At 49.1% G+C, this 9,363-nt stretch carries 9 protein-coding genes; 4 read left to right on the top strand and 5 right to left on the bottom strand.

The window, feature by feature from the left end; all coding sequences use genetic code 11:
• Nucleotides 1-579 precede the first annotated feature (579 nt).
• Both HMPREF6485_RS11380 and HMPREF6485_RS11375 read right to left on the bottom strand, forming a co-directional pair.
• Nucleotides 580-1,392 (bottom strand): RloB family protein, encoded by an 813-nt coding sequence (locus tag HMPREF6485_RS11380; RefSeq protein WP_004346666.1) that lies wholly within the window; start codon nucleotides 1,390-1,392, stop codon nucleotides 580-582.
• Complete coding sequence (locus HMPREF6485_RS11375) at nucleotides 1,392-2,681, bottom strand: AAA family ATPase (RefSeq protein WP_044126432.1); 1,290 nt, start codon at nucleotides 2,679-2,681, stop codon at nucleotides 1,392-1,394. Before HMPREF6485_RS11375 ends, HMPREF6485_RS11380 begins: the two co-directional genes overlap by 1 nt.
• A 1,191-nt stretch (nucleotides 2,682-3,872) precedes the next feature.
• On the opposite strand from HMPREF6485_RS11375, the gene HMPREF6485_RS11360 reads away from it, so the two are divergent.
• Both HMPREF6485_RS11360 and yfcE read left to right on the top strand, forming a co-directional pair.
• Entirely contained in the window at nucleotides 3,873-4,622 is a 750-nt protein-coding gene (locus tag HMPREF6485_RS11360; protein ID WP_004346656.1) for a tRNA threonylcarbamoyladenosine dehydratase, read from the top strand.
• 42 nt (nucleotides 4,623-4,664) lie between these two features.
• Nucleotides 4,665-5,204, top strand: coding sequence for a phosphodiesterase (gene yfcE, locus HMPREF6485_RS11355; protein ID WP_004346655.1), 540 nt, complete (start codon nucleotides 4,665-4,667; stop codon nucleotides 5,202-5,204).
• On the opposite strand, the gene HMPREF6485_RS14405 is transcribed toward yfcE, so the two are convergent.
• From HMPREF6485_RS14405 to HMPREF6485_RS11340, 3 genes are all read right to left on the bottom strand, one after another.
• Nucleotides 5,194-5,334: a hypothetical protein gene (locus tag HMPREF6485_RS14405; RefSeq protein WP_004346654.1), complete on the bottom strand. Its 141-nt coding sequence runs from the start codon at nucleotides 5,332-5,334 to the stop codon at nucleotides 5,194-5,196. The genes yfcE and HMPREF6485_RS14405 overlap by 11 nt on opposite strands.
• A 21-nt stretch (nucleotides 5,335-5,355) precedes the next feature.
• Complete coding sequence (locus HMPREF6485_RS11345; RefSeq protein WP_004346653.1) at nucleotides 5,356-6,825, bottom strand: DUF4270 domain-containing protein; 1,470 nt, start codon at nucleotides 6,823-6,825, stop codon at nucleotides 5,356-5,358.
• Between the two features lie 80 nt (nucleotides 6,826-6,905).
• The gene (locus HMPREF6485_RS11340; protein WP_004343137.1) at nucleotides 6,906-7,721 is read right to left on the bottom strand and encodes a glycogen/starch synthase; all 816 of its coding nucleotides are present in this window, start codon (nucleotides 7,719-7,721) and stop codon (nucleotides 6,906-6,908) included.
• 352 nt (nucleotides 7,722-8,073) lie between these two features.
• Between HMPREF6485_RS11340 and panC the strand changes: the two genes are divergently transcribed.
• Nucleotides 8,074-8,961, top strand: coding sequence for a pantoate--beta-alanine ligase (gene panC, locus HMPREF6485_RS11335; protein WP_004343139.1), 888 nt, complete (start codon nucleotides 8,074-8,076; stop codon nucleotides 8,959-8,961).
• A 22-nt stretch (nucleotides 8,962-8,983) separates the two neighbouring features.
• Nucleotides 8,984-9,313 carry an aspartate 1-decarboxylase gene (gene panD, locus HMPREF6485_RS11330; RefSeq protein WP_004343140.1) on the top strand — a complete coding sequence of 110 codons (330 nt, stop codon included), beginning with the start codon at nucleotides 8,984-8,986 and terminating at the stop codon, nucleotides 9,311-9,313.
• Nucleotides 9,314-9,363 lie beyond the last annotated feature (50 nt).

Below are 9,363 nucleotides of genomic sequence, written 5' to 3'. Positions count from 1 at the left end.
ATTTGTACTTTACTGACATAGTTTTTCTTTGTTTTTAGTGTGCGAAGCCCCCGGCATAAGTGTGTGTTTTTATGGAAGCTCCGCAAAGTTGATAATTTAGTTTTAATAACTCTCTGTGTGCCCCTGATCAGGAGGCTGTGTCCGAATCACGGTTGCAAAGGTACGGCACTTCGCCCCCGTTTCCAAATATCCTTACTATACATCGCAGTAGGCACCACAAGATTATTCCACTTCCCCCCGCCCTATTCTTATTATTAAAGGTGAAAGCGTAAGGAAGCCGGCCAAAGCCTCCCACAAGGACAAAAAGCAACATAAAGAACAAACTCATGCCTCTGTATGACAAAATACAGCAGAAGAAACGACCGGCCATAGAAACACTCCACGATGAATTGAGATTGTAACGATTCTGTATTTGTCATATACGTATTTCAGGAGTGACGGCCAAATACTATTCCAGCATAATCATTATATATGAGATAAAAATATCTTTACTTTCCAATCCCCTATAGTCGGAAAAAATATTGGAGTGCATCGGCAGAAGATTGTAGTTAAAGAAATTCCACCCCACATAATACCGCTTCACATCATAATAAAAAAGCATGATGCCAACGCCAAGAACTGCAAAATCCATTTAATCCACTTAATCCATTTCAACGTTTCATTGTGTTTATCAGTTTGAAATATCTTATATACGTAGGAATATGACTGATTTTCCAAATCATTCTCTTTTTCAGCTTTTAATATATTTTCTTCTGCTCGTTGAATAGCTTTTTCCAACCTTCCCTCTGCGCATAAGTTTCTTACCCATTGTGGATTACTTACATACTTTTCAGACTTTAGTAATTTCTTGAGTTTATTAGGTGATGAGTTTGGAAAGCATGGCCTCAAATATGGAGCCAACAACTGAGAAACTTCACCATAGTTTTTTAATAAACTAGTATTATTTTTGAAATGTAATAAAAACCAATACTCGATGCTGGGCATACTTGGACATATTATAACAGTCCCATTTGAAACTTCTTTCTTAAATTGCTTCTTAAAACAATTATGTTTTTTTAGTTTCGCATCATCACCATATATAGTATCCCAGTCAAACACACAGAATATCTTCACATCATTATTAGTTTTCAACACTTCATTTATTCTTTTTGGGAAAGCCTCTGTATAGTTCGACTCATCACTAAAGTATTCTGGTCTGATGTTGAATTTGTATTTTGTGGTATCGTTGATGTGAGTAAAATAGTAACGCTCCGTGTTAGTGCCACCACTAATCAGAAATGGGTATAGTTCGCCCATCTCTCTTGTTCCCTCATCATTTTTTAACTTGGGGCTCTTGCTCGGAAGAGGAAAATATTTTTCTTCTTCCTCCTTATTTAATTCTCTTTGTTCCATTATGACCCCTTTGTAGCCCCAAACCTTTTGTTACGATAAGCCTCCCTGATAGAAGAAAGGTGATTTAAAGCTCTGAAATCACTTAACTTATACAGTTCAGTGATACCAGATTTTTGTTTCTCTGTAAACCATATAGAATCTTTCCTGATCAAATCATCTACCAAATCCAACAAACCATCATTGTGCGTTGTAACCAAAAGTTGCGATTGGGATTTCTGTTTAAGGAACTCGAACAGAATCTTTTCAAGCAGTTTAGGGTGCAATGAATTTTCTATTTCGTCAATTGCAAGAAAAGAATTTTTGTTTAAAGCTGAATATATTGCTGCTTCTATTCCAAAAGTACGCACCGTTCCATCTGACTCTTCTTCATCATCCAAGCTTAATGGATAAGTTTCTGCTCCTTTGTTATTTTCAACCGTATGAAAAAACTCTGTCCTCAATTGCTTGAAAGTTTTTTCATTCCTTATTCTTTCCTTTTCCTCAGCAGGAAGATCCCGCATTTTTAAGAGCATATCCAATAAACCTTCTGGAATACCACTATTCACAACATCTGTGTTGATATTAGAAATATTGAAATCTGCTTCGCGAAGAAAATTGATAATATATTTCTTCAAATCTTCATCGTCAGATGATTTTCTTTGTGCATAAGCAGTTAAATTAGTTGATGGAGTAATAATATCCATGAACTTTTCTCTCATCCATTCTTTTGCAGCGTCAATTAAAGGTATTTGGGTATTCACTTGTTCACGTGCAGCAAAGAATGACATATTATTTAGACACAATATAGTGATATTGTCTTTTACGACTTCATTCACTTCTAAATCACCAAAAGAAATAACAGTTTGTCCGCTTTCTATCTTTCGTTCAAAAAGTCTTACGGGCTCAGTACTCTTATAATTATAATATGATAGTTTCTCAAAGAAAATCATCGACTGATCTAGTTCTAACTGATACCAATACTTTACGCCATTTACATAAAAAACTAATTCAAAAAAAGAATGCTCATTTTTTGAACTTTGATTCAACTTAAACGGATTGATTCTGATGCTTTTATATGGATCATTCTGCTTCTTAAACCAAAAACCCACTAAGAACTCAAATGCTTTCAGCAAGTTCGATTTACCAGACGCATTGTAGCCATAAACAACGGCAAAACGCAAAAGCCTTGTATTCTTATTAATCTTTACAACTTGGGATGTCTCTGCAAAAGTATCATTTGAGGCCTCAAAACTAAATCTTACTTCGTCTTTAAAAGAAAGAAAGTTTTTGATTTTAAATTCTTGTATCATAATTATTCTTTTCTTTATTTGATTGCAAATATACATATAAAAACTCACAATAAAACAATTCTTTTTTTAATATTTGATGTATTTCTGTCATTTTAATAATTAATAAGCATAGGACATGTTAATTGAACGTTTGCGGATATATTCATTTTTACTTTTGCGTGCATCCACATCTATCGTTCGGCCAAAAAATATACAATAGCGTATCTTGTCCTAACTCGCCTTGCCATTCTTTATCCCGGGATTCCATTTCGGCATATTTCTCAAAATCTTTATAAATTGCCTTCAAAATTAGGATATGCGGATTTAGGCACTTTAAAGTGGGATAAATCACCATCTTTCTCTATAACAAAATGAACGACCATGTGACCATAAATTCCTTTCTCGCCATAATCTTCCGACAGTTGGAAGTTTCTGGACATCTAAGAGAAAAGGCCTCTTTCTCTTGTCGGAAAACAGGTAAACAATCTGCCTTATCCTCGCCGCAAATCGGCAAATTCAATGCACAAGTGCAAATATATGAAATATTTTCGTAAAAGCATTCCGTCGAATCGGCAAAGTTCGGTTTCCCTCTTGGCCGTAACAGAAGAACACTTGTCCACTTTGTTACTTTGTCGAAAAAAGATAAGACAGAGTAACAGAAGAACATATGTTTACTTTGTCTACCTTCCATACCCTGTATTTATTTGACAAAACGAGGGCGGGGGAAACTTGTCAACGGGAGCGGAAAGATGAGTCGGGAAGACCGGAAGAGCACCGATGGGAGGTGAAAAAGGCGGGCTGCCCGGGCGAAAGGGCTGCACCGGCGCGCCCAAACGGGCGGAATGACGACACGAAACGGCTCGGACGGCTTTCTCGAAGAGGCTCTTTGAGAAGCCCGTCCGGGCCCTTTAAGCGTGTTGCAGGCATGGGACGGGTGGTCAAGAAAAATCAAGTCGCTGAATGACAGACGATTAGTCGCTTCACTGAAATTCGCGTGTGTGCAGCCGGAGGGGAGTTGGCGGAAAATATCGCAGGCACGGGGCGTGAAAACGAAGAAACGGTTTTACATTTGGAGCACAAGCGGGTGGGGGAGTGGTGAAAGAGGGAGGAAGCGTGATGCACGGCGGCGAAAAAACTTGCTGCCCACGCGCCATGCTTTCGCGGAAAAACAGTATCTTTGTATCTCCTAACTGAAAATTTCCAAAGAAGAAGATGGAGAATCAATTTACACGCACCGAAATGCTATTCGGCCCGGCGGCTGTGAAGAGGCTGGCAGCCGCACGGGTGGCCGTGTTTGGCGTGGGCGGCGTGGGCGGCCACGTGGTGGAGGTGCTGGCCCGCAGTGGGGTGGGCGAGCTGACGCTTGTGGACAACGACCGGGTGGGCATCACCAACATCAACCGCCAGATCATCGCTACGCTCTCCACGCTCGGACGACTGAAAGTGGATGTGGCCGAGGAGCGCATACACGACATCAACCCCGGCTGCGCGGTGCGCACGCACGCGATGTTCTACCTGCCCGAGAATGCCGATGGGATAGACCTCACGCAGTTTGACTACGTGGTGGACTGCATCGACACCGTGACGGCCAAACTCGAACTCGTCAGGCGGTGCCGGGCGGCGGGCACACCGCTTCTCTCGTGCATGGGGGCGGCCAACAAGCTCGACCCGACGGCTTTTCGCGTGGCCGACATCAACGAGACGAAGATAGACCCGCTGGCCAAAATCATCCGCAAGAAGTTGCGCAAACTCGGCATCGACCGCCTGCAGGTGGTCTACAGTGAGGAGGAGCCGCGGCAGCCCTTCGGTGAGTCTCCCGCTCTTGCTCCTGACGGTGACAACGTGCCTGCAGCAGCCGCTCCCCGGCGCAGCACACCGGCCTCCAATGCCTTTGTGCCGGCGGCGGCAGGACTGGTGGCGGGCGGGCACGTGGTGAAAGAGCTCATCGCCGACTTCCTCTGAGGTTCCCTCTCCAAACAAGACATTCCAAAAAACTACAGCAACATGAAATATCTCATCATCTCCGACATCCACGGTTCACTGCCCCGACTGGAGCAGGCACTCCGTTTCTATGACGAATGGCACTGCGACATGCTTTGCATTCTCGGCGACATCATCAACTACGGCCCGCGCAACGGTCTGCCCGAAGGGCTCGACCCCAAGGGCATCGCCAAGCGGCTCAATGACATGGCCGACGACATCGTGGCCATACGCGGCAACTGCGACTCCGAGGTGGACCAGATGCTGCTCTCTTTCCCCATCATGGCCGACAGCATGATGCTCGTGGACGAGGGGCGGCGCATCTTCCTCACCCACGGACACATATATAATAAGGTGAACCGCCCGCGCGGTCGCGTGGATGCCATCATCTACGGGCACACCCACTTGTGGGAACTCGAGCGGGAAGAGGATGTCGTGGTGTGCAACACGGGCTCCGTCACCTTCCCCAAGGGGGGCAATCCGCCCACTTTCGCCCTGCTCGACAACGGCACGCTGAGCGTCATCACCCTCGATGGCGATGTGCTCAAGAGTGTCAGAATATAGTCTCTCCCCGGTCCCTCCTTCGGATGGGCCGGGGGAGGCTTTTCCCATCCTTCCCTTTCTTCCTTTTCAGCCAAAGAGCCTTGCGCTGTTCATACTCTTCGCGCCGACGTTCCAGAAAATTGTCTGCCATGATGTGTGTAGGGAAAAGAGGTTAGTTGGCGAATCGGGTGTAGATAACATCCAAGCGGATGTTGGCTGTGGTGCCGTCTCCCTTACGCAACCGCGTGGTGGAAAGAGACATGTCGTTGACTATCTTGGTGATGGTGACAGACCGATCCTGCGAATTGGTACGCGTGGTGAGTGTGACGGGGATAATCACCGCCTTGTTCCAGTCGGCCACATCGCGGTTTTTGTTCATATAACCGATGAGGTTGCCGATGTTCTCAAAGGTGTAGGTGTTGTCACTGTTGGCGTTGTAGGTGCAGAGAAACGAGGTGCGACCATCGTTGAGCCGGCCCTCCTCGAAGAAGCTGTACATCATGCTCTTGGGCACGATGAGCAGTGTCTTGGGCGTATTGAGCCGGTATTTTCCGGTGGTGGTGTCGTTGATGCGCGGGATGACGAGTTTGGCCGAACTGAGCGTGTCGGAATCGTGCCCTTTCAAGATGTCATCGACGGGCAGCGTGACCTCAGTGAAAAGTCCGGCCGGTGTCTTGAGATAGGTGCATGAGCTGTCGTCGGCAAGACGCTTGATGGAGCCCTCGTCGTTGTCGAAGTAAGTGGTCTGGAGCACCTCCTCCGTGCCTGCAAACGATGCGTAGCCATTATAATAATAGGTGGAGTCGACCATGTTGCCCGCCTTGTTGGCAAGTTTGCGCGTCTCCCTGCCACGATAGCCCACCATGAGCCAGCTGGTACTCACGTCGGCCATGGAGCCCAGGCCGCCCGTGTGCTCGAAGTAGAAGCCGCGGAGGATGTTGTTGATAAACTTGTAGTTGTCGGCAAACAACTTGCGGTTGTTGTAGTATTGCCTCATGATGTAGGTGCCGAGATTGTTGTAGGTGGTGCCGTCGGGTGCGGTGTAGTTGCCGGTGATCGGTATCCGGATACTCGGTACATATTTCTTGGAGCGGCGCAGGGAGTCGCTCACAGTGAGGTCGGTGAGCGTGTAGCTCTTGTCCACCTTGAGTCCGCCGGAACGCAGATAGCCCTCGGCGCGCGGATTGAAGTTGGAGTAGTATTTGCGGTTTTCGTTCATCGTGCGTCCCATTTCATGGGCGGTGAGCTTCATGGGTGCCAGCGAATCGCCGTAGAAACTGTTGTAGAAGAGTTCGATGTAACAGTAGTCGGCCACGATGCTGTCGTTGCTGTCTCGACTCTTGATGGAGTCTTTCACAGCCGGGAATCCCGGTTCGTCCACCACGCCAAACTGTATCATGCAGTTGCCCGTGACGTATGCCCCTGTTTCGGGGTCGCGCACCTTGCCCAGATAGCCCACGCTGTTGCGCGAGAGCACCGAGTCGGCCACGATGGTCTGCGTGGTCACACCGTAGGCGGCGGCACTGATGTTGAGTTTGTCCGAGCTGTGTGTGAGTGATGTTCCGAAGTCTCCGGTGTTGTCATCACATGCGGCGAGCAGCAGGGCGCACGATGCTGCGGCAGCTAAAATTCTTAACTTCATGAGTTATCGAAAATGAAAAATGTGTTGTTGCATTGAAGGTGAGATGCCTTGCAGGACCGTCACCCCCGCTCTTGCGGAGGTCACTCGCCGGCATCCGGAATCAGTTGGTTGAAATAATCGGCGTAGGCATCGGCGAAGTCTTCGCCCGGATAGCGCAGCACGGGCAGTCCCCGACTCTCGGCATGGGCGAGCAACTGCGCGTTGACATCCTTGCCGGCCTCGACGAGTCCGTCGCTGTAGTCGATGGCCATCTTGCCCAGTTCGAGGAAGTCGAACGTGTCGCCGTAACCCTTGAGCAGCGAAGCCTTGGCCCCCCTGAACTCCACGCTCCGCTTGAAGTGCTTGCCCAAGTCGTTTTTCAGGCGGTTGGTGAAGAGCGAAGTCACCACCTTGGTCTTGGCAAACGACGGTTCGTCCTTGTAGGCCGTCTTGATATAGAGCGGCACCACGGCCCCTATCCATCCCTGACACACGATGATGTCGGGTGCCCAGCGCAGTTTTTTCACCGTCTCGAGCACGCCCCGGGCATAGAAGATGGCCCGCTCGCCGTTGTCGGCATACTCCACCCCGTTTTCATCGGCTTCCATCTGCCGGCGGCTGAAGTAGTCGTCGTTGTCGATGAAATACACTTGCAGTCGCGAGGTGGGTATCGATGCCACTTTGATGATCAAAGGGTGGTCTGTTTCATCAATGATGAGATTCATTCCCGAGAGGCGTATCACCTCGTGCAACTGGCCGCGACGCTCGTTGATATTGCCCCATTTGGGCATGAACGTGCGTATCTCGAACCCTTTTTCCTGTACGCGGTGGGGCAGGTCTCTGCCCAGCACTGAGATTTCGGATTCAGGCACGTAGGGAGCTATCTCCTGGTTGATGAACAATACTTTCTTTGCCATTTCAAAACTGTTTTTTTAAAAGATTAGAGCCGGCGGACGTTATAGGCCTGTGGACGGACAACGGCCATAAGTTCACTTTTTACTCATCCAATTACGTGCAAAGTTACAAAAAAAAGTTGGTATTTCTTCCCTTTCTCCCTTAAAAGGCGAAAAACAGGAGCCTTATTGGCATATTTTTAAAATAATTCTTTCTTATTTAAGAAAAAAGTTGTTATTTTGCACGCGTTTAGGAACACGACAACTGCCGGACCGGACGCAAGCAGCTGCAATGACTTCGGCGGCAACCGGAAGGCCGGCCGGAGACCTGCAGCGGGCAGCGGAACCGACGGGCAGACAGAATAACAGAGACGAGATGAAAGTAATCAAAAAGATTGTAGAACTCCAGAACGAACTCTTCAAGGCTCGCAAGGAAGGTAAGGAAATCGGACTTGTGCCCACGATGGGTGCCCTGCACGAGGGGCACGCCTCGCTGGTGAGGCGCAGTGTGGCCGAAAACGCCGTCACGGTGGTTTCGGTGTTTCTCAATCCCACACAGTTCAACGACCCGGGCGACCTCGACCGCTATCCGCGCACGCTTGAGCCCGACTGCCGACTGGCCGAAGCCTGCGGGGCCGACTATGTGTTTGCACCGTCGGTGGAGGAGATGTATCCCACGCCCGACGAGCGGCACTTCGAGTTTCCGCCCGTGACCACGGTGATGGAGGGCGCGCGCCGGCCGGGCCATTTCAACGGGGTGTGTCAGGTGGTGAGCCGCCTGTTCTATATCGTGCGACCCACACGGGCCTATTTCGGCGAGAAAGACTGGCAGCAGATAGCCGTGGTGAAGCGGCTTGTGGACTATATCGGCATGGATGTGCGCATCGTGGAATGCGACATCGTGCGCGAGGCCGACGGACTGGCCAAGAGCAGCCGCAACACGCTGCTCGCGCCCGACGAGCGGCAGAAGGCACCGGCCATCTTCAAGGCCCTGAAGGCTGCCGTGGACTATGCCCGGACGCACTCCGTGGCCGAGACTCACGACCGTGTGGTGGCCGAAATCAACGCCGTGGACGGTCTGGAGGTGGAATATTTCGAAATCGTGGACGGGCACACGCTTCTGCCCATAAACTCATGGGACGACAGCGACTACGTGGTGGGCTGCATCACGGTCTATTGCGGCAAGACGCCCATCCGGCTCATCGACCACATCCGGCTGAAGACCCCCGAGACTACGGCTGCCGGACAGGAAGAAAAGAAGTAGAAAACCAACACACAGAACGAAGATGCAAATAGAAGTACTCAAGTCAAAACTCCACTGCGTGACCGTCACCGAGGCCAACCTCAACTACATGGGCAGTATCACCATTGATGAAGACCTCATGGATGCGGCCAATCTCATCGCGGGCGAGAAAGTGCAAATCGTGGACAACAACAACGGCGAACGTTTCGAAACCTATATTATCGCGGGCGAGCGCGGCAAAGGTGACATCTGTCTCAACGGTGCGGCTGCCCGCAAGGTGCAGGTAGGCGACACCATCATCATCATTGCCTACGCCCTCATGGATTTCGAGGAGGCCAAGACATTTAAGCCCACGGTGGTGTTTGGGAAATAAGAGACCGGAAAAGCAAAAAACTACGGCCCCCCCCAAGAGCCCCCCAAGAG

This window comes from Segatella buccae ATCC 33574, assembly GCF_000184945.1.
Classification (GTDB): Bacteria; Bacteroidota; Bacteroidia; order Bacteroidales; family Bacteroidaceae; genus Prevotella; species Prevotella buccae.
The sequence above is the reverse complement of the archived record's forward strand: the minus strand, read 5'-3'. Positions and strand labels throughout refer to the sequence as shown.